Consider the following 18,405-nt stretch of genomic DNA (forward strand, 5'->3'; position numbering starts at 1 on the left):
GCCCGAAAGGGTCAAGAGAATTATATAGGGATGACTACAGAAAGGGAGAAAAATGGTTCCACGCGGACGCCCGCGCAGCTTCGACCGCGATGCAGCGCTGGACAAGGTGATGAAGGTTTTCTGGGCCAAAGGCTACGAGTGTGCCCAGATCAACGACTTCACGACCGCCATCGGCATTACGCCGCCAAGCTTCTATGCCGCCTTCGGCAATAAGGAGCAGGCGTTTCGTGAAGCCGTCGACTATTATCGTCGTACCATCGGCGCCGCTCCGTTCGACGCACTGGAAAACGCGACCACCATTCAGGAAGGCATGCGCCAATGGCTGGAACTGAGCGCGGACAGTGCTTTTGTCTGTCCGGCGGGTGGCTGTATGATCAGTGTCAGCTCGATACAGTGCAAACCGGAAAATGTGCCTGTGAAGGAATTTCTCCAAGCTATCCGCCACGCCAATCATGACCGGCTTTCCAGGCGCTTGCAGCGAGCGATAGAGACGGGCGACCTCCCGTCCGATTCCGATATTACGCAAATGACCGAGTTCTATCACATGATACAGCAGAGCATTTCCTTTGAAGCCCGCGATGGCAATTCACGCGCCAATGTGCAGAAGATCATCGATATGGCCATGCGCGCCATGCCCGCCAAGGTAAAAAGCCCGGCTTGAAGCCGGGCTTTTTGTTTCATGCCTATCCGCGAAGGACGCCGCCGGTCTGTTTGGCCACACTGGCCACGACCTGCTTCGACAACGCTTCCAAATCTTCATCCGTCAATGTGCGGTCCTGTGGCTGCAGTAGCACCTCAACCGCGATCGACTTCTTGCCTTCGCCAAGCGATGCGCCTGTGAAGATATCGAACACCTGAACGCCGACGATTAGTTTCTTGTCCGCGCTTGAGACCGCCTTCACGACATTTCCGGCTTCTACATCTGCATCCACCACAAACGCGAAATCGCGCTTGAGGCTCTGGAACTGTGAAAGGTTCAAAGCCGGCTTGGTGCGGGTCGCCTTTGCCTTCGGCTCAGGGATCGCATCGATATAGATTTCGAAGCCGCAGAGATTGCCCGACACGTCGAGGGCTTCCAGCGTGTCCGGATGGAACTCGCCGAAATAGCCAAGCACGACCTTGGGGCCGAGCTTCAGCGTGCCGGAACGGCCCGGATGGAACCATTCCGGTCCACCGGCTTCGATCTGGATGCGATCAACCGGCGCACCGGCAGCTTCCAGCGCCGCCAGCGCATCGGCCTTGGCGTCGAACACGCCAACGGTCGCCGCATTGCCCGACCAGAAGCGGCCAGCGCCTTCAACGCCCGCCGTTCCGCGACGGATACCACCGGCCACACGGCGCTGCTTCTCCGGCGTGTCGCCTTCATAGATGCCCGAAACCTCGAACAGAGCGATATCGCCAAAACCGCGATCCGCATTGCGCTGTGCCGCAGCCAAGAGGCCCGGCAGAAGCGACGGACGCATATCCGACATGTCGGCTGCAATCGGGTTGGCAAGCTTCAGCTCCGGCTGGCCGCCGCCAAATGCCTTGGCCTGCGCTTCGGAAATGAAAGAATAGGTCACCGCTTCCAGCATGCCCCGTGAAGCGAGCATACGGCGGGCATGGCGCGTGCGAATCTGCAAGGTGGTCAGGATGCGCCCGTTGACGGCGCCATGGTTTGGCAACGGCTGCGGATCGATCTGGTTGATGCCGTGGATACGCATGACTTCTTCAACAAGGTCAGCCTTGCCTTCCACATCACCACGCCATGACGGAACGATTGCCCTGATGACCTTGCCATCACCTTCGACGCCGAAGCCGAGACGCTTCAGAATATCGAGCGACGCTTCATAGGACACTTCGATACCCGTCAGGCGCTTGACTTCCGATACCGGGAAATCGATCACGCGCGGCTCAGGCTTGCTATATCCGACCACGTCGAGAACTGTCGGCTCGCCGCCGCAAAGTTCCAGCACCAGCTTGGTCGCGATTTCTGCACCTGGAACCATCATTTCCGGATCGACGCCACGTTCAAAACGGTAGCGCGCATCGGTAACGATACCTAGCTCGCGGCCCGTGCGCGCAATCATGCGCGGGTCCCAAAGAGCGGATTCGATCAGCACATCGACCGTGTTTTCGTCGCAGCCGGAATGCTCGCCACCCATGATACCGGCAATTGATTCGGGACCGTTTTCATCGGCAATCACATACATGCCCGGCTTGAACTTATATTCGCGCTGATCAAGGCCGAGAATGGTTTCGCCATCCTTTGCCAGTCGCACCGTCAGATTGCCCTTGACCTTGGCCGCGTCGAAGACGTGCAGCGGACGGCCCTGATCGAAGGTCACATAATTGGTGATGTCGACCAGTGCATTGATCGGGCGCAGGCCGATGGCCTTCAAACGCTGCTGCATCCATTTCGGGCTTGGGCCATTCTTGACACCCCTGACCATGCGCAGTGCGAAACCGGTGCAGAACGGGTTTTCGGCATCCTGATCCAGTATGACCTTGACCGGCGTTTCGCCTTCACCCTTGACTGCTTCCGGCAGCGTGTTCTTGAGCGTGCCAAGACCGACAGCGGCCAAATCGCGCGCAATGCCGCGAATGCCAGTGCAATCGGCGCGATTCGGTGTCAGGCCGATCTCGATCACCGCATCGTCCAGTCCGGCATAGATCGCGAAGCTGGTGCCGACTGGAGCATCTTCCGGCAGGTCGATGATGCCATTGTGTTCGTCGGAAAGCTCCAGCTCGCGTTCGGAACACATCATGCCGAAACTTTCGACACCGCGAATCTTGCCGACCGAAAGCGTGACATCGAGGCCCGGCACATAGTCGCCAGGACGGCCCAGAACACCGACGAGACCGGCGCGGGCATTCGGTGCGCCGCAGACGACCTGAACCGGCTGGCCTTCGCCCGTATCGACCGAAAGAACGCGCAGCTTGTCGGCATCCGGATGTTGAACGGCGCTCACGACCTTGGCGATCTTGAAGGCCTTGAAAGCAGCGCGGTCATCGACCGATTCCACTTCCAGACCGATATCGGTCAGCTTCTCGACGATCTGATCGAGCGTCGCATCGGTTTCAAGGTGATCCTTGAGCCAGGAAAGCGTGAATTTCATTTGTCTTGTCCCTTCCTGTCCTTACGCGCTCAGTCCGCCGAAAAGCGTCGGAATGTCGAGCGGACGGAAACCGTAATGTTCGATCCAGCGCACATCGGCGTCGAAGAAGGCGCGCAAGTCAGGCATACCGTATTTCAGCATGGCGATGCGATCGATGCCCATGCCCCAGGCGAAGCCCTGATAGACGTCCGGATCGTAGCCGGAAGCGCGCAGCACATTCGGATGCACCATGCCGCAGCCCAGAATTTCGAGCCAGTCATTGCCTTCGCCGAACTTCACATGCGGACCGGAACGGTCGCACTGAATATCCACTTCAACCGATGGCTCGGTGAACGGGAAGAAGCTCGGACGCATGCGCATCTTGACCGAAGGCACTTCGAAGAAGGCCTTGCAGAACTCTTCCAGCACCCATTTCATGTTGGCGACATTGGCCGACTTGTCCACGACCAGACCTTCGACCTGATGGAACATCGGCGAATGGGTGGCGTCGGAATCCATGCGATAGGTCTTGCCCGGAATGACGATGCGGATCGGCTCGTCACGGCCTTCCTTGTCACGGATGGCGGCAAATTTCTCCATCGTGTGCACCTGCACCGGCGAGGTGTGGGTGCGCAACAGCTTGCGCTCACCCTTCTCATCCGCATTGAAGAAGAAGGTGTCATGCATTTCACGCGCCGGATGGCCTTCAGGAAAGTTCAGGGCGGTGAAGTTATAATAGTCGGTTTCGATATCCGGACCTTCGGCAATTGAGAAACCCATATCAGCGAAGATTGCGGTGATCTCATCGATGACCTGTGAAATCGGATGGATGCGTCCGCGCGATACAGCGCTTTCGCGTACCGGCAGTGTCACATCGACCTTCTCACGCTCAAGGCGCGCTGCAATGGCTTGCTTGCGCAGCTCTGTCTTGCGTTCGGTCAGTGCATCAGTAACGCGGTTCTTCAAGCCGTTGATGGCCGGGCCCTGTGCCTGACGCTCTTCCGGCGTCATGCTGCCCAGCGTCTTCAGCTTTTCCGAAACCGAGCCCTTCTTGCCAAGAGCGGCGACACGCACGGCTTCAATGGCAGGCTCGTCAGCCGCCGCCGCGATGTCTTCGAGAATCTGCCGTTCGAGTTGTTCTAGATCACTCATTGTTTAAATCCCTGTCGTGCCCGCGGCACTCCACGCCTCTTGTTTTGAGTTCCCTGTTGCGCCTGCAGCGCTCCATATATTTCGCTTTGCAGCCAAAGAAGCGTTGTCGTCACTCTCTTTGGCCTGATTGACGAGACGCATCAAGATTAGCGTCAAAAAATTCCATCGCCTGCAAAAGCCGTCTTCCATCGCCACCGAGAAAAATGCGGCGGAACAGCTTCAACGGCGCGATGGTAAATCGGAAGAATCCAACGATTTTCTTCAATTCCGGAATTACGTCAGCGGGCGCAACCGCACGATAGGCTGCGAATGTCTGCTGCGGTGTCCCGGCAAGACGCGCCTGCGCCGTGATCTGGAAAAACAGAAGCCAGACATCGCGCGCCTGCGCGGCAGCAAGCGGCATGACGGTTTCCGGCTCTTCCTCGAAATCGAGAAAGCCGGCAACACCGTTTTTCTGGAAAAAATCGCGCGGATGCGGGCGCCCGTGGCAGAGTCCTGCCGCATGAGCCTCGCCCAAAGAACGGGCACAATGGACGAGAAGCGCGTCATGGCCCTGCGGATCATTGCGACGCAACTGGTCAAGTCGATCCTGGATGATCGGCGCGACATCGCTCAAAACCATTACCGCCCCTTGGCGGTAGACAATTCTGGGCACCTGAAAACCCGCCTGCAGAAAAGCGCTCATCTTGCGCTCTTCGCGGTCGGCCATGCCTGCTTCTCCGACATCCTTCGGGCTACGCAGGAACGGATAGGGAAGAAGCGGCGAAATCAGGCTGTGCAGGCGCTTCGGAAGTGGGCGCCTTTCGGCATCGTGGCGCTTGATCCAGACACGCCGACCGCCAATGACAGCGCTGGAAATGCGCTTGCCCTGGCTCTGGGCAAGCAGAACCAGCAGGCTGCGGAGATCATCCGCATCCAGATCCAGTCTCAACTTGCCCGGTTCATCCTTCATGCCCGATTTGAATCCTTAAAACGAGAAAACCCGCGCCAGCCGAGCCAGCGCGGGTCCCCAAATTATCGATACTGCTTGGGAAAGGCGGCTGGCTTAGCGGACAGCGCCTTCAAAAGCGTTCGGCGTCTCGGTGTTCTTGAGGTACTCGAGAGCCTTCTTTGCCGACGCAACCAGCGCACCGAATGCATCCGGTTCGTGGATTGCGATGTCGGACAGAACCTTGCGGTCGATCTCGATGCCAGCCTTGGCAAGACCGTCGATGAAACGGCCATAGGTCAGGCCCTGCTCGCGGACAGCAGCGTTGATACGCTGAATCCAGAGAGCGCGGAACGAGCGCTTGCGGTTCTTGCGGTCGCGGTAAGCATACTGCTTCGAACGGTCGACTGCAGCCTTGGCGGTGCGGATCGTGTTCTTGCGACGGCCACGGAAACCAGCAGCCTGATCCAGAACCTTCTTGTGCTTTGCGTGGGCGGTAACGCCGCGTTTTACGCGTGCCATGTTATGATCTCCTTCTCAGACTAATCTTAGAGGCCGTTCGGCAGGAACTGCTTCACGATCTTTGCATCGGCATCGGCGAGAACCATGGTGCCGCGTGCATCGCGAATGAACTTGTTCGAACGCTTGATCATGCCATGACGCTTACCAGCAGCTGCGGCCTTGATTTTGCCGGTGCCGGTGATCTTGAACCGCTTCTTGGCGGCTGATTTGGTCTTCATCTTGGGCATTTTGCTACTCCTTCTTTGCGATCCCCCTCGTGCCTCCGGCACTCGACGCCTCTTGTCGTGGCGTCCGGTCATGCCTGATGCGGATGGGAACCTAGTTTTACTTCCGGACTGACCAAGCCCGAAAAGCATACGAAACCGCCACGGCATGCCCTGCCGGGCGGTTCGAACGCGGCCTTATAGGCTCAAAGACCGCAAAACGCAATGCCCGAATTGGGCTGAATCGCAGTCTAAACGTCAATAAAGCCGCAGAAGCACCGGCAGGACGTGGATGTCCTGCAAATACTCCACGAACTCGAAAAACGGATAGGCGACGAAAAACACCAGTCCATCCGTGAAGGTACGATAAAGCCGATCAGGACGAACGATCAGCTCCTTGTCGTCGCGAAACAGCGAAAACTTCGGGAAGAAACGCGGCACACTCGCACAATAGGCTTCATAAGGCTTGCCGAAATTCTGCCTGAGAAATTTCTCCTCCGTCCGAATGACAACCGAGAAAGCGAGATAGCAAAGCACGCCGAAGGCGACCGCAATGATAACACTGCCGGTCTGCGCGCCGATGCCCATCGCACCAACGCTGCTGAAGACGTAAAGAGGATTGCGCGTAACCGAATAGGGTCCGCTCTGCACGATTTCCGCGCTTTTTCGCCCGCCGATATAGAGCGTGCACCACATGCGCCCTATGATGGCCGCAACGATCAGGCTCAGACCGAACGCTTCGATATACTCATGGAAATGGCCTGTCGATTGCGAGCTGACAAAAAGCAACGCCACGACCAGAAGTACCACGACGGCGCCGATCGTAAGGCGCCGACGCTGCTGATATTTCCCCAATTCGCCCAAAGTTTTCATTGTCATTCCACGATCCCATATTTATCCGGGCAAATGAAAAGCCGCCCGAAGGCGGCTTTTCCAAGGCATTTCGAAATGTTCAGCGCGGAGCGAGAACCATCATCATCTGACGGCCTTCAAGCTTCGGTTCGGACTCGACCTTGGCGATCTCGACAGTGTCTTCCTTGACGCGCTGCAAAAGCTTCATGCCAAGTTCCTGGTGCGCCATTTCGCGTCCACGGAAACGCAAGGTAACCTTGACCTTGTCGCCTTCCTCAAAGAAACGCAGAGCAGCCTTCATCTTCACCTCATAATCATGGGTGTCGATGTTCGGTCGCATCTTGATTTCCTTGATTTCAACCGTTTTCTGCTTCTTGCGCGCTTCGGCGGCCTTTTTCTGATTCTGATACTTCAGCTTGCCGAGGTCGACGATCTTGCAAACCGGAGGCTCCGCGTTCGGCACGATCTCGACGAGATCGAGACCTGCTTCTTCAGCCATGGCGATAGCTTCCTGAATGGAAACATCGCCGTGGTTCTGGCCTTCGGCATCGATAAGCTGAACCCGGGGAACCCGGATATCACGGTTGGAGCGCGGTCCGTCTTTCTGAACCGGCGTCGCTCTGAAGGGTCGGCGAATGGTCGTTATCTCCTGAATTGTTACGTCTCATGCGGTCGGATACTTGCTGCCAGACGGCATGTCCCCGATCAAACCACAGTTGATCGCGGAAATGTCGTCAAGCAGGCGGCGAAGTCAATAGCATCTTTGACAGGAAAAATCACCCCCGCGTGATAAACGTTCTTTTTGGCGTCATTTCGCGGCGGACAAGCGGCATATCGGTCACATTTGCCGTCATTTCAAGGGCCTCGCACCAGATGGCGGGTTTTCACTCAATTACGAACATGCCAAAACAATCTAGAGCGCCGTGCGTCCCTTCGGACGCACAAAGGACGCTCTAATCTATTGAATCTACGCATCGTGCTTTCCGAAAATCGATTCTGATTTTCGGGCCGATACTGTAGGAAAATGAGGAGATTTGAAATGAGCGCTGCGGGGCCGGAATTCATCGACGTGGACGGAGCGAAAATCGCCCTGCGTTACAGAGCCGGAAGCAAATCTCCGGGTGTAGTGTGGCTCGGCGGCTATCGTTCCGACATGTTGGGCACCAAAGCCGTGGTTCTCGACGAATGGGCTGGTCAAACCGGCCACAGTTCTCTCAGACACGATTATTCCGGCCATGGCGAATCCGGTGGCGATTTCAATCAGGGCACCATCTCGCGCTGGCTGAATGAAAGTCTCGCCGTCTACCGGCAATTTGCCAAAGGTCCGCAGATTCTGGTTGGCTCCTCCATGGGAGGCTGGATCGCGCTGCGCATGGCGCAGGAGCTCAAGCAGGAAGGCAACTCGCCCGCCGGGATCGTTCTGATAGCACCCGCTCCGGATTTTACGGCGGCGCTCGTGGAACCCACGCTTTCCGATGCACAGAAAAACGATCTTCAGGAAAAGGGCTATTTCGAAGAACCGTCCGACTATTCGCCCAATCCTTATGTCTATACCCGCGCATTGATCGAGGACGGGCGAAAGAATCTGGTTCTCAAGGGTATCATCGAGACCGGCTGTCCGATTCATATCCTGCAGGGCATGCAAGACCCGGATGTTCCTTACAAGCATGCGCTGACGCTTGTGGAACACCTGCCAGTCGATGACGTGACCCTGACGCTGGTGCGCGACGGCGATCATCGCCTGTCACGACCACAGGATCTCGATCTTCTGATCCGCACCGTATCCGGGCTGGCAGAGCGCATCGGCGAAAAATCGTAACGGAGTACAGTCATGCGGTTTTCGGTTTTCGCTTCCTCGGCGGTTGCGGCCATTGTCGGTTTCGGCGGCACGCTGGCGCTCATCATTGCTGCAGCGCAGGTGCTGGGCGCCACGCAGGCCGAAACCGCAAGCTGGGTGACTGCGATCTGCCTTGCGATTGCCGCTTCCTCCGCCTGGCTCAGCATCCGCTACAAGATGCCGATCATCGCAGCCTGGTCCACACCGGGGCTGGCACTGATCGGCGCCAGTGCCGGTTTCACCATGCCGGAAGCGGTCGGCGCATTCATCGTGACGGCACTGGCACTGGTCGCCACCGGACTGATCCGCCAATTGTCGGTGCTCGTTTCCCGCATTCCAGCCTCCGTCGCATCAGGTATGCTTGCAGGTGTGCTGCTGAGTTTCGTCATTGCCGCCGCCAAAACAGTGCCTGGCGATCCGGTTTTCGTCCTGCCGCTGGTGGCACTGTTTTTCATCATCCGCCTGTTCAACCCGTCGCTTGCCGTCATTGCCGTTCTGGTGACCGGCATGATCTTCGCATTGATCACAGGACGCTCACCCACCCTGCCCGCGCCTGAAATCTCGACGCTTACCCTCATCTGGCCGGAATTCCACATGAGCGCGATGATCGGCATCGCGATCCCGCTCTATCTGGTGACCATGGCCTCGCAGAACCTGCCGGGCTTCGCCGTGCTGCGCGCTTCGGGCTATGAGCCGCCAACCAGCGCCTGCCTGCGCGTAACCGGCCTGGCTTCTTTGCTGACAGCGCCTTTTGGGGCTTCTACCACCAATCTTGCCGCGATCTCGGCAGCGCTCTGCACCAATCCCGACGCACATCCGGACCACAGCAAACGCTGGCTCACCGGACCGGTCTATGCAGCGATTTATGTCGTGTTTGCCCTTTTCGGCGCCTCGCTGGTCGCGATCTTTGCCGTATTGCCTGTAACGCTCATCGCCCTTGTTGCTGGTCTTGCCCTGACAGGCCCGTTCATCAATGCGATGTCGCTGGCGCTGAAGGACGAACATGAGCGTCTTGCTGCAACGATAACCTTTGCCGTGACGGCTTCCGGCATGGCATTTTTCGGGGTCGGCTCCGCCTTCTGGGCGCTGATCGCCGGGCTTGCCGTCACTTTTCTCGAACATTTTCGTAAAAAAATTTCGAGATAATCACATTGGTTAGCGGAAACACGGTCTGAATCCGCAGGTTGCATTCTTGAAAAACCGCATTCTTTTCACCACGTCGAAGTCAAGCCGCCAGAACAAAATGCCCGCATAGGGCGGGCTGGCAGGCCTTGGTTTCGCGCATGTTGCCGGACGATGTCGAACGGTTGAATGGCATGCGCTTTTCGACGGAGCAGACCATGACCAATACTGCATTGATCCGCCCGGCATGGACGCCAGCCACGATTGCGCTGATGGTGCTCGGCTTTTTCCTGTTCTGGCCGCTTGGCCTCGCCATGCTCGCCTATATCCTCTGGGGTGATCGCCTCGAAGGGTTCAAGCGCGGCGTGAACGAGAAGACCGATTCCATGTTCGGCTCGTTCCGCAACTGCCGCAAGGGCGAAAGCTTCAACTTCGGTGGCACCACTGGCAACGAGGCTTTTGACGACTGGCGTCGCGCCGAACTGGAGCGACTGGCCGAAGAACGCCGCAAGCTCGAAGAAGCACGCGCCGAATTCGAGGCCTATGCTGCAGAACTTCGCCGCGCTCGCGACAAGGAAGAATTCGACCGCTTCATGGCTGAGCGCCGTGCGGCCTCGAAGAAGACGCCTGCCCCGCGCGCGAAAGGCGGCAAGGATGACATCACCGATCTTTGATAAGGTATAACACCCTGGAATCTCTCGAAACGGCGCGGTTTGGCTGCGCCGTTTCAGTTAAAATAGCAATTTTCTCTGGCTTTTTAAGCGAATCGCTTATTCTTAAGCGATGGGCTTATCCTTTCTTCGGCAAATCAGCGGTAAAGGGGCATCCGCTGGGACGACAACCGTTCGCAGCGAACGTATTCACGCGGTCGCAGGGCGGCAACTTTCCTTGCGTATTTTCGAAAATCCGCGTGCCAAACGACTAACCCTGCGTATCGAAGCAGGTGGCAGGGGACTGCGCATCACGGTTCCGCCCGGCCTTCCCGATCGTGAAGTGCTGAGCTTTCTCAACCGTCACGAAGGCTGGATCGAGAGCCGCATCGCAAAACTGCCTGACCAGCCGGGCGTGCGTGCCGGTATCAAAATCCCCTTGCGCGGCGTGCCACACAAGATCGTGCACCAGCCCGGGCGCGGCACCACACAGCTTATCGAAGGCAATATTCTGCTGGTCCATGGCGACCCGGCACATCTGCCGCGCCGCGTCGCCGATCACATCAAGCGCGAAGTGAAGCGCGAGATCGAGGCGCTTGTCGTCCGCCACACTGCCACAGTTGGCCGCAAGGCCAAATCCGTGCGTTTCAAGGACACGAAGAGCCGCTGGGGGTCCTGCACCTCCGACGGTGTGCTTTCCTTCTCCTGGCGCATCGGCATGGCTCCTGCCCCGATTATCAACTATCTTGTCGCCCATGAGGTGGCCCATCTCATCGAGATGAACCACGGGCCGAAATTCTGGAAACTCTGCCATGAGCTTTGCCCCGATACGGAGCGCTGCAAGGCTTGGCTGAAGCGCAACGGCAGCGCATTACAGGCTATCGACTTCACATGACCCCATCCATACTGACCGCCGCCAAGGTGCTGTGGGATTATCACTGCATCTATGATCCGCTGGAAACCGCCGATGTCATTATCGGGCTTGGCAGCTACGATCCGCTCGTGGCCGAAAGAGCAGCCGATCTTTTTCTCGAAGGCATGGCGACCTGGCTGGTATTCACCGGCAAAAGCGGCCACTGGACGGAAAAGCTCTATACGACAAGCGAAGCGGAAGCCTTTGCCGAAATCGCCATCAAGCGCGGCGTGCCCAAAGAAGCGATCGCGATCGAGCCCAATGCCACCAATATCGGCGAAAACATAAGGTTCAGCCGCGAAAGGCTTGCGCCCGGCGCCATCAGCGCCATCCTTGTGACAAAGCCGCAGACCCAGCGCCGCGTTCTGGCGACCGTGGCGCGCCAATGGCCGGAAGCGCGCGCAAGCATCACCGCTCCCCTCACCGCCTTTGAAGATCAGCCGACGGCGGATCATCCGGTCGAAATGCTTATCCATGAGATGGCTGGCGACCTGCAACGCATTCTGGAATATCCCGCCAAGGGCTACCAGATCGCGCAGGCAGTTCCCCTTGAGGTCATGGAGGCGTATGATTTTCTGATTGCACAGGGTTTTGACGGGCATCCGGTCCGATAGCAACTTGAGTAGTGCCCTGATTTGTGCGACGGGAAACCTATGGTCCTTGATATCAAAATTTGCGGGTTGAAGACGCCGGAGGCTGTTGCCGCCGCCCTCGACGGCGGTGCGACGCATATCGGTTTCATCTTCTTTCCCAAAAGCCCGCGTCATATACCCCCGCAGACAGCGGCGGGTCTGCGCGATGCGGTCAAGGGACGCGCGCTTGCGGTTGCCGTTACAGTCGATGCCGACGATGAAACGCTGGACGACATCGTGAAAACGGTGAAGCCCGACATTTTGCAGCTGCATGGCCACGAGACGCCGGAACGCGTAGCCTTCATCAAGGCGCGTTATGGCCTGCCGGTCATGAAGGCTTTTTCGGTGCGCGAAGCGAGCGATCTTGCCGCGGTTACAGCTTATAAAGGCATAGCCGACCGTTTCCTGTTCGATGCCAAGCCGCCGAAGGGATCGGACCTTCCGGGCGGTAACGGCGTATCGTTCGACTGGGAACTTCTGGCTGCGCTTGACGCGGATATCGATTACATGCTTTCCGGTGGATTGAATGCGGACAATATCGCAGAGGCGCTGCACAAGACCCAGGCGCCCGGTATCGACATATCGTCCGGCGTCGAGCGCGCGCCCGGCGAAAAGGATGTGCGCCTCATCGAGATTTTTTTCCGGGCTGTCACTGACGCCCGCAGGCAGCCTGAAATGACGGAGCGAAAGCGTTGAACAAGCCGGTTGAACCTAATTCCTACAAAACAGGCCCCGATGAAGAGGGCATGTTCGGTATTTTCGGTGGACGCTTCGTTGCCGAAACGCTGATGCCGCTGATCCTCGAATTGCAGGAGGCCTATGAAACGGCGAAGAACGATCCTGAGTTTAAGGCGGAGCTGAACGCGCTTTCCACCTACTATGCCGGTCGTCCTTCCAAGCTCTATTATGCCGAAGGCCTGACGAAACATTTGGGCGGTGCGAAGATTTACTTCAAGCGCGAAGACCTCAATCACACCGGCAGTCACAAGATCAATAACTGCCTTGGCCAGATTCTGCTGGCCAAGCGCATGGGCAAGACCCGGATCATCGCCGAAACCGGCGCCGGCCAGCATGGTGTGGCGTCTGCCACCGTTGCCGCGCGTTTCGGCCTGCCCTGCGTGGTCTATATGGGCGCAACCGACGTCGAGCGCCAAAAGCCGAATGTGTTCCGCATGAAGCTGCTCGGCGCTGAAGTTATCCCGGTTTCTGCGGGCAACGGCACGCTCAAGGATGCGATGAACGAAGCCCTGCGTGACTGGGTGACGAATGTCGAAGACACCTATTATCTCATCGGCACGGCTGCCGGTCCGCATCCCTATCCGGAACTGGTGCGCGACTTCCAGTCGGTCATCGGCACCGAAGCCCGCCAGCAGATACTCGAACAGGAAGGACGCCTGCCGGATGTGATCGTGGCAGCGGTTGGCGGCGGCTCCAACGCCATTGGTCTGTTCCATCCATTCCTTGACGATGCTTCGGTGAAGATCGTCGGTGTCGAAGCGGGCGGACGCGGTCTCGACGGTGAAGAACATTGCGCTTCGATGAGCGCGGGTCGTCCCGGCGTACTGCATGGCAACCGCACCTATCTCCTGCAGAACGAGGACGGTCAGATTCTCGAAGGTCATTCCGTTTCTGCTGGTCTCGACTATCCGGGCGTAGGTCCGGAACATTCATGGCTGAAAGATAGCGGACGCGTCGACTACGTACCGATCCTCGACGATGAGGCGCTGGATGCATTCCAGCTTTGCACCCGCACCGAAGGCATTATCCCTGCCCTTGAATCCGCCCATGCCATCGCGCAGGCCGTGAAAATGGCACCAACCATGGGCAAGGATCAGGTCATGATCGTCAATCTGTCCGGTCGTGGCGACAAGGATGTACACACGGTCGGCAAGCTTCTCGGTATGGACATCTGACATGGGTAACGACGTTGCCGAAATCTCCGTCTACAAGCCGCGCGCCGCATGGTTCGACGGCCTGACGACGTGCGGTCCGGCGACGATCAAGCTCAACATCATCGAAGCCGATCCAGCCAATCCTGTCGCGGAGGCTGCTGTCGGCCTCGCCCGCAGACAGATCGAAACCGCCGCTGAAAAGCTCGCTGCCTTGCCGCATCTGGGGGTTGGCTTCGCCGTTCTTCATCAGGGCGAGGAGGGCCTCTGGCTGCTTCTGCACTGGTGGCTGGAGGGCGGCATCGCCACGGAAATCCTCTGGCAGTCGGAACTCGGCGACGAGGTGGAATTCATGCCCGCACAGCCGCTGCTGATGGCCTGTGTGTGGGAACTCGGAATCATAGACTTTGAACGGCGTGCATGGATGGAAACGGCGATGGCGGGCAAGCCCGTTGCCGACTATCTGGCGCGCACTTTGCCACGGGGCACGGTATGACTACTCGCATCGACACCAAATTCGCTGAACTGAAGGTCGAGGGCCGTCCGGCGCTCGTCACCTATTTCATGGGTGGCGATCCCGATCTGGAAACCTCGCTCAAGGTGATGAAGGCCCTGCCAAAGGCCGGTGCCGACGTGATCGAACTGGGCATGCCCTTCTCCGATCCGATGGCAGACGGACCCGCCATTCAGGCCGCTGGCCTGCGCGCCCTCAACGCCGGTCAGACGCTTGCCAAGACGCTGCACATGGCAGCAGAATTCCGCAAGGAAGACGACACCACCCCCATCGTCATGATGGGCTACTACAACCCGATCTATATCTATGGCGTGGAACGTTTTCTGACCGATGCCAAGGCCTCTGGCGTGGACGGGCTGATCGTCGTCGATCTTCCCTCCGAAATGGATGCCGAGCTTTGCATTCCGGCTATGAAGGCGGGCATCAATTTTATCCGCCTCACCACGCCGACCACGGACGACAAGCGCTTGCCGAAGGTACTGCATAATTCGTCGGGCTTCGTCTATTACGTCTCGATGAACGGCATCACCGGCTCGGCCATTGCCGATACGGCAAAGGTCGGCGAAGCTGTGCGTCACATCAAGAAGAGCACCAATCTGCCGATCTGTGTCGGTTTCGGCGTCAAGACGCCGGAGCAGGCAGCAGCCATCGCCACCCACGCCGATGGCGTCGTCGTCGGCACGGCGATTGTCAACGCAATTGCCGGTGAACTGGACGAAAACGGCAAGGTGAAGGGCGATCCAGTCGCCGCAGCAACAAGACTTGTCCACGCTCTTGCAGAGAGTGTGCGTGCCACACGCCTTGAAGCCGCCCAATAAATCGTCCATTTAGAGCACATCTTAAAAGTGCTAGGCGGCTGAAGCTCTTTGCCGAAGAACAAGAAACGGAACCAAACGTCATGAACTGGATCACCAACTACGTCCGTCCGAAGATCAATTCGATGCTCGGCCGTCGTGAAATGCCGGAAAATCTCTGGATCAAGGATCCGTCGACCGGTGAAATGGTGTTTCACAAGGACCTTGAGAGCAATCAGTTTGTGATTCCGTCCTCGGGTCATCACATGCGCATCAAGGCGAAGGATCGTCTGCGTTTCTTCTTCGACAATGGTGAGTACACCACGCTTGAAGCGCCGAAAGTGCCGGTCGATCCGCTGAAATTCCGCGACGAAAAGAAGTATATCGACCGTCTCAAGGATTACCGCACCCGCACTGGCATGGATGACGCTGTCGTCAACGGCCTCGGCACGATCGAAGGCTTGCCGATTGTCGCCACTGTTCAGGATTTCGGCTTCATGGGCGGCTCGCTCGGCATGGGTGCCGGCGAAGCAATCATCCAGGGTTTTGAAAAGGCCATCGAGCTGAAGCGTCCGCTGGTCCTGTTCGCTGCCTCTGGTGGCGCACGCATGCAGGAAGGCATCCTGTCGCTCATGCAGCTCCCACGCACCACTGTTGCCGTGGAAATGCTGAAAGAGGCAGGCCTACCCTATATCGTTGTCCTGACCAATCCGACCACTGGCGGCGTGACCGCTTCCTACGCCATGCTGGGCGATGTCCACATTGCTGAACCCGGTGCACTGATCGGCTTTGCAGGGCCGCGCGTCATCGAGCAGACGATACGTGAAAAGCTCCCCGAGGGCTTCCAGAGCGCCGATTATCTCATGGAACATGGCATGGTCGACATGGTCGTCTCGCGTCTGGAACTGAAGGACACGATTGCGCGCCTTCTCAAGATCATGACCAGGCAGCCCGGCAATAGCGACGCGCCGGAACACAAGAAGACGGAAGCAACCGACAAGGCAGCCTGATCGTGACAGAAAAAGCCGCCGCCGCAATCGAGCGGCTTATGCAGTTGCATCCAAAGGGCTTCGATCTTTCATTGGATCGCATTCGTGGTCTTCTGGAAAAGCTTGGCAATCCGCATCTGAAATTGCCGCCGGTCATTCATATTGCCGGAACCAACGGCAAGGGATCGGCGACAGCTTTCTGCCGCGCGCTTCTGGAAGCGGGCGGCTTTGATGTTCACGTCCATACCTCGCCGCACCTCGTCAACTGGCACGAGCGCTACCGCTTGGCGGCGCCCGGCGGTGGCAGGCTGGTCAGCGATGATGTTCTGGCCGACGCAATAGAGCGCGTTGCAGCGGCCAATGACGGCCAGCATATCACCGTTTTCGAAATCCTGACCGCCGTGGCTTTCGTGCTCTTTTCCGAGCACCCGGCGGATGTCGTCGTCATGGAAGTCGGTCTCGGCGGACGTTTCGACGCCACCAATGTCATTACCGAGCCTGCCGTCTCGCTCATCATGCCGGTTTCCATCGATCATCAGGCCTATCTTGGCGACCGCGTGGAGCTGATTGCCGCTGAAAAGGCCGGTATCATCAAGAAGGATTGCCCGGTCGTCGTCGGTTTTCAGCCCTTCGATGCGGCGCGGGAAGTTCTCGTCTCGACCGCCGACAGGCTTGGCTGTCCCGTCTCGGTTTATGGGCAGGATTTCCTGGCCTTCGAGGAACATGGTCGTATGGTGTTCCAGAACGAGGACGGCCTGATCGACCTGCCATTGCCGCGCCTGCCCGGACGCCACCAGATTTCCAATGCCGCAGCGGCAATCGAGGCTGTGCAGATGGCTGGTTTCAGCCTCACCGACAAAGCCGTCGAGAAGGCGTTGATGGTGGTGGACTGGCCAGCACGTATGCAGCGACTGACCCATGGTGCGCTCGTGGATATGGCCCCGGCGGCATCTGAAATCTGGCTCGATGGCGGTCATAATCCGGGTGCAGGAGCAGTCATCGCCGAGGCGCTCGGCGATCTTGAAGAGCGCAATGAGCGCCCGCTGTTCCTCATCACCGGCATGATCAACACCAAAGACCCGGTCGGTTATTTCGAAGCCTTTGCCGGTATGGCGCGACATGTTTTCACCGTGCCCATTCCATCCAGCGATGCGGGCATTCCCAATGACGAGCTGGCAGTCGCAGCCCAGAAGGCCAATCTGTCGGCAGAGCCCGTGCATTCGGTTGCCAACGCGTTGAAGCTTCTGCGCGACACCTGGCCATCCGATGAGGCGCCGCCGCGTATCCTGATTGGCGGCTCTCTTTATCTCGCAGGTGAGGTCTTGCATGATAACGGCACACCACCTCATTAAAGCATGTCCGGCTTTATTGAATCATTGAAAATGCCCTGGAGACCGTTTTGATCTGATTTAATCTGGTCTGTGCACTATGATATATTAAATTTATCTAATATTTCGTTCAATAAAAACATATGATTGATTATCATTTAGCAAAACTATAATCCCCGAGAGTAAACCTTGGGGGGATTGAAATGAGTTTATCTACTCAACAGCAAATACTAATTGAACAAAGAGTTGCAAACGAGGCAAAATCTACGGGTGCAGCTTACTTGATGTGGTTCTTTCTGGGCAGTCTTGGTGGACATCGCTTTTACCTTGGACGCCCCGGTAGTGGTGCGGCCATGCTGGCGCTTACGGTTATCGGGGTGATTACCGCAGCTATCGTGGTCGGATTTTTCCTTCTGATTGCCGTGGGCATATGGGCTCTTGTCGATGCATTTCTGATTCCCGGTATGATTCAGGCCCAGAAAGAAGAAGTCCGCAGGAAATTGACGCTGGAGGCGCTGGCCACACAAGGCCTCATTCACAATGTCGCCTAAACAAAAACCCGGCTCCAAGGCCGGGTTTTGCATTTCTTATGCTGAAACGATCATGCAGCCGAAGCCTTGATCCAGTCGGCAAGACGGCTCTTCGGAGCAGCGCCAACCATATTGGCGGCGAGTTCGCCGTCCTTGAACATCAGAAGCGTCGGAATCGAACGCACGCCGAACTGGGCAGCCAGTTCAGGGTTTTCGTCGATATTGACCTTGGCGATCTTGACCTGACCGGCCATCTCGGTCGCGATTTCGTCCAAAGCCGGAGCGATCATCTTGCAGGGACCGCACCATTCTGCCCAGAAATCCACCACAACAGGCTCGCTCGACTGAAGAACGTCCGACTGAAAATTGCTGTTATCGACCTTAACGGTTGCCATAGGGCTATCCTCTTTTCTCACCAAGAACGGCAGACATCTTTTCAGACTCACACCACGATCCGCTCTTTATTCGCTATA

General features: G+C 57.6%; 21 protein-coding genes. 13 read left to right on the forward strand and 8 right to left on the reverse strand.

Annotation, left to right across the window (positions count from 1 at the left end):
- Window positions 1-52 precede the first annotated feature (52 nt).
- Entirely contained in the window at window positions 53-661 is a 609-nt protein-coding gene (locus HWX93_RS03305) for a TetR/AcrR family transcriptional regulator (protein ID WP_176036492.1), read from the forward strand.
- Window positions 662-683: 22 nt separating this feature from the next.
- Here the strand turns inward: HWX93_RS03305 and pheT are convergent, their stop codons facing one another.
- From pheT to infC, 7 genes are all read right to left on the reverse strand, one after another.
- Window positions 684-3,098: a phenylalanine--tRNA ligase subunit beta gene (gene pheT / locus HWX93_RS03310; protein WP_176036493.1), complete on the reverse strand. Its 2,415-nt coding sequence runs from the start codon at window positions 3,096-3,098 to the stop codon at window positions 684-686.
- Between the two features lie 21 nt (window positions 3,099-3,119).
- On the reverse strand, window positions 3,120-4,229 hold the full coding sequence (gene pheS / locus HWX93_RS03315; RefSeq protein ID WP_176036494.1) for a phenylalanine--tRNA ligase subunit alpha: 1,110 nt from the start codon (window positions 4,227-4,229) through the stop codon (window positions 3,120-3,122).
- A 109-nt stretch (window positions 4,230-4,338) separates the two neighbouring features.
- On the reverse strand, window positions 4,339-5,181 hold the full coding sequence (locus HWX93_RS03320) for a serine/threonine protein phosphatase (RefSeq protein WP_176036495.1): 843 nt from the start codon (window positions 5,179-5,181) through the stop codon (window positions 4,339-4,341).
- A gap of 93 nt (window positions 5,182-5,274) precedes the next feature.
- Window positions 5,275-5,679, reverse strand: coding sequence for a 50S ribosomal protein L20 (rplT, locus tag HWX93_RS03325; protein ID WP_006468099.1), 405 nt, complete (start codon window positions 5,677-5,679; stop codon window positions 5,275-5,277).
- Window positions 5,680-5,705: 26 nt separating this feature from the next.
- Window positions 5,706-5,906, reverse strand: coding sequence for a 50S ribosomal protein L35 (gene rpmI, locus HWX93_RS03330; protein ID WP_006473268.1), 201 nt, complete (start codon window positions 5,904-5,906; stop codon window positions 5,706-5,708).
- A 234-nt stretch (window positions 5,907-6,140) separates the two neighbouring features.
- On the reverse strand, window positions 6,141-6,755 hold the full coding sequence (locus HWX93_RS03335) for a methyltransferase family protein (protein ID WP_176036626.1): 615 nt from the start codon (window positions 6,753-6,755) through the stop codon (window positions 6,141-6,143).
- Between the two features lie 79 nt (window positions 6,756-6,834).
- Window positions 6,835-7,371, reverse strand: coding sequence for a translation initiation factor IF-3 (gene infC / locus HWX93_RS03340; RefSeq protein ID WP_012091035.1), 537 nt, complete (start codon window positions 7,369-7,371; stop codon window positions 6,835-6,837).
- A gap of 402 nt (window positions 7,372-7,773) precedes the next feature.
- Here infC and HWX93_RS03345 point away from each other — a divergent pair, with 402 nt between their 5' ends.
- The 12 genes from HWX93_RS03345 to HWX93_RS03400 all read left to right on the forward strand — a co-directional run bounded on the left by HWX93_RS03345 (window position 7,774) and on the right by HWX93_RS03400 (window position 17,953).
- Complete coding sequence (locus HWX93_RS03345) at window positions 7,774-8,553, forward strand: alpha/beta hydrolase (protein ID WP_176036496.1); 780 nt, start codon at window positions 7,774-7,776, stop codon at window positions 8,551-8,553.
- A gap of 12 nt (window positions 8,554-8,565) precedes the next feature.
- A complete protein-coding gene (locus HWX93_RS03350) occupies window positions 8,566-9,717 on the forward strand; it encodes a benzoate/H(+) symporter BenE family transporter (RefSeq protein ID WP_176036497.1) in 1,152 nt (383 codons plus the stop codon).
- A gap of 194 nt (window positions 9,718-9,911) precedes the next feature.
- Complete coding sequence (locus tag HWX93_RS03355) at window positions 9,912-10,367, forward strand: DUF2852 domain-containing protein (RefSeq protein ID WP_176036498.1); 456 nt, start codon at window positions 9,912-9,914, stop codon at window positions 10,365-10,367.
- A 109-nt stretch (window positions 10,368-10,476) separates the two neighbouring features.
- Complete coding sequence (locus HWX93_RS03360) at window positions 10,477-11,238, forward strand: M48 family metallopeptidase (RefSeq protein ID WP_176036499.1); 762 nt, start codon at window positions 10,477-10,479, stop codon at window positions 11,236-11,238.
- A complete protein-coding gene (locus HWX93_RS03365) occupies window positions 11,235-11,870 on the forward strand; it encodes a YdcF family protein (protein ID WP_176036500.1) in 636 nt (211 codons plus the stop codon). Before HWX93_RS03360 ends, HWX93_RS03365 begins: the two co-directional genes overlap by 4 nt.
- A gap of 39 nt (window positions 11,871-11,909) precedes the next feature.
- Window positions 11,910-12,584 (forward strand): phosphoribosylanthranilate isomerase, encoded by a 675-nt coding sequence (locus HWX93_RS03370; RefSeq protein ID WP_109987035.1) that lies wholly within the window; start codon window positions 11,910-11,912, stop codon window positions 12,582-12,584.
- Complete coding sequence (gene trpB / locus HWX93_RS03375) at window positions 12,581-13,801, forward strand: tryptophan synthase subunit beta (RefSeq protein WP_109987034.1); 1,221 nt, start codon at window positions 12,581-12,583, stop codon at window positions 13,799-13,801. Before HWX93_RS03370 ends, trpB begins: the two co-directional genes overlap by 4 nt.
- A gap of 1 nt (window position 13,802) precedes the next feature.
- On the forward strand, window positions 13,803-14,273 hold the full coding sequence (locus HWX93_RS03380) for a hypothetical protein (RefSeq protein ID WP_109987033.1): 471 nt from the start codon (window positions 13,803-13,805) through the stop codon (window positions 14,271-14,273).
- Window positions 14,270-15,109: a tryptophan synthase subunit alpha gene (gene trpA / locus HWX93_RS03385; RefSeq protein ID WP_176036501.1), complete on the forward strand. Its 840-nt coding sequence runs from the start codon at window positions 14,270-14,272 to the stop codon at window positions 15,107-15,109. The genes HWX93_RS03380 and trpA overlap by 4 nt, the downstream gene beginning before the upstream one ends.
- Window positions 15,110-15,189: 80 nt before the next feature.
- Entirely contained in the window at window positions 15,190-16,095 is a 906-nt protein-coding gene (accD, locus tag HWX93_RS03390) for an acetyl-CoA carboxylase, carboxyltransferase subunit beta (RefSeq protein ID WP_109987031.1), read from the forward strand.
- 38 nt (window positions 16,096-16,133) lie between these two features.
- Entirely contained in the window at window positions 16,134-17,426 is a 1,293-nt protein-coding gene (locus HWX93_RS03395) for a bifunctional folylpolyglutamate synthase/dihydrofolate synthase (protein ID WP_176036627.1), read from the forward strand.
- Between the two features lie 260 nt (window positions 17,427-17,686).
- Window positions 17,687-17,953, forward strand: a complete 267-nt coding sequence (locus HWX93_RS03400) for a TM2 domain-containing protein (RefSeq protein ID WP_235969061.1) — start codon at window positions 17,687-17,689, stop codon at window positions 17,951-17,953.
- A gap of 50 nt (window positions 17,954-18,003) precedes the next feature.
- On the opposite strand, the gene trxA is transcribed toward HWX93_RS03400, so the two are convergent.
- Window positions 18,004-18,327 carry a thioredoxin gene (gene trxA / locus HWX93_RS03405; protein ID WP_006473274.1) on the reverse strand — a complete coding sequence of 108 codons (324 nt, stop codon included), beginning with the start codon at window positions 18,325-18,327 and terminating at the stop codon, window positions 18,004-18,006.
- Between the last annotated feature and the right edge of the window lie 78 nt (window positions 18,328-18,405).

This window comes from Brucella tritici (genome assembly GCF_902825325.1).
Classification (GTDB): domain Bacteria; phylum Pseudomonadota; class Alphaproteobacteria; order Rhizobiales; family Rhizobiaceae; genus Brucella.

Coding starts and splice junctions, on each gene's coding strand:
- HWX93_RS03305 (WP_176036492.1), top strand. CDS start 53: ATGGTTCCACGCGGACGCCCGCGCAGCTTCGACCGCGATGCAGCGCTG.
- pheT (WP_176036493.1), bottom strand. CDS start 3,098: ATGAAATTCACGCTTTCCTGGCTCAAGGATCACCTTGAAACCGATGCG.
- pheS (WP_176036494.1), bottom strand. CDS start 4,229: ATGAGTGATCTAGAACAACTCGAACGGCAGATTCTCGAAGACATCGCG.
- HWX93_RS03320 (WP_176036495.1), bottom strand. CDS start 5,181: ATGAAGGATGAACCGGGCAAGTTGAGACTGGATCTGGATGCGGATGAT.
- rplT (WP_006468099.1), bottom strand. CDS start 5,679: ATGGCACGCGTAAAACGCGGCGTTACCGCCCACGCAAAGCACAAGAAG.
- rpmI (WP_006473268.1), bottom strand. CDS start 5,906: ATGCCCAAGATGAAGACCAAATCAGCCGCCAAGAAGCGGTTCAAGATC.
- HWX93_RS03335 (WP_176036626.1), bottom strand. CDS start 6,755: ATGAAAACTTTGGGCGAATTGGGGAAATATCAGCAGCGTCGGCGCCTT.
- HWX93_RS03345 (WP_176036496.1), top strand. CDS start 7,774: ATGAGCGCTGCGGGGCCGGAATTCATCGACGTGGACGGAGCGAAAATC.
- HWX93_RS03350 (WP_176036497.1), top strand. CDS start 8,566: ATGCGGTTTTCGGTTTTCGCTTCCTCGGCGGTTGCGGCCATTGTCGGT.
- HWX93_RS03355 (WP_176036498.1), top strand. CDS start 9,912: ATGACCAATACTGCATTGATCCGCCCGGCATGGACGCCAGCCACGATT.
- HWX93_RS03360 (WP_176036499.1), top strand. CDS start 10,477: ATGGGCTTATCCTTTCTTCGGCAAATCAGCGGTAAAGGGGCATCCGCT.
- HWX93_RS03365 (WP_176036500.1), top strand. CDS start 11,235: ATGACCCCATCCATACTGACCGCCGCCAAGGTGCTGTGGGATTATCAC.
- HWX93_RS03370 (WP_109987035.1), top strand. CDS start 11,910: ATGGTCCTTGATATCAAAATTTGCGGGTTGAAGACGCCGGAGGCTGTT.
- HWX93_RS03380 (WP_109987033.1), top strand. CDS start 13,803: ATGGGTAACGACGTTGCCGAAATCTCCGTCTACAAGCCGCGCGCCGCA.
- trpA (WP_176036501.1), top strand. CDS start 14,270: ATGACTACTCGCATCGACACCAAATTCGCTGAACTGAAGGTCGAGGGC.
- accD (WP_109987031.1), top strand. CDS start 15,190: ATGAACTGGATCACCAACTACGTCCGTCCGAAGATCAATTCGATGCTC.
- HWX93_RS03395 (WP_176036627.1), top strand. CDS start 16,134: ATGCAGTTGCATCCAAAGGGCTTCGATCTTTCATTGGATCGCATTCGT.
- HWX93_RS03400 (WP_235969061.1), top strand. CDS start 17,687: ATGTGGTTCTTTCTGGGCAGTCTTGGTGGACATCGCTTTTACCTTGGA.
- trxA (WP_006473274.1), bottom strand. CDS start 18,327: ATGGCAACCGTTAAGGTCGATAACAGCAATTTTCAGTCGGACGTTCTT.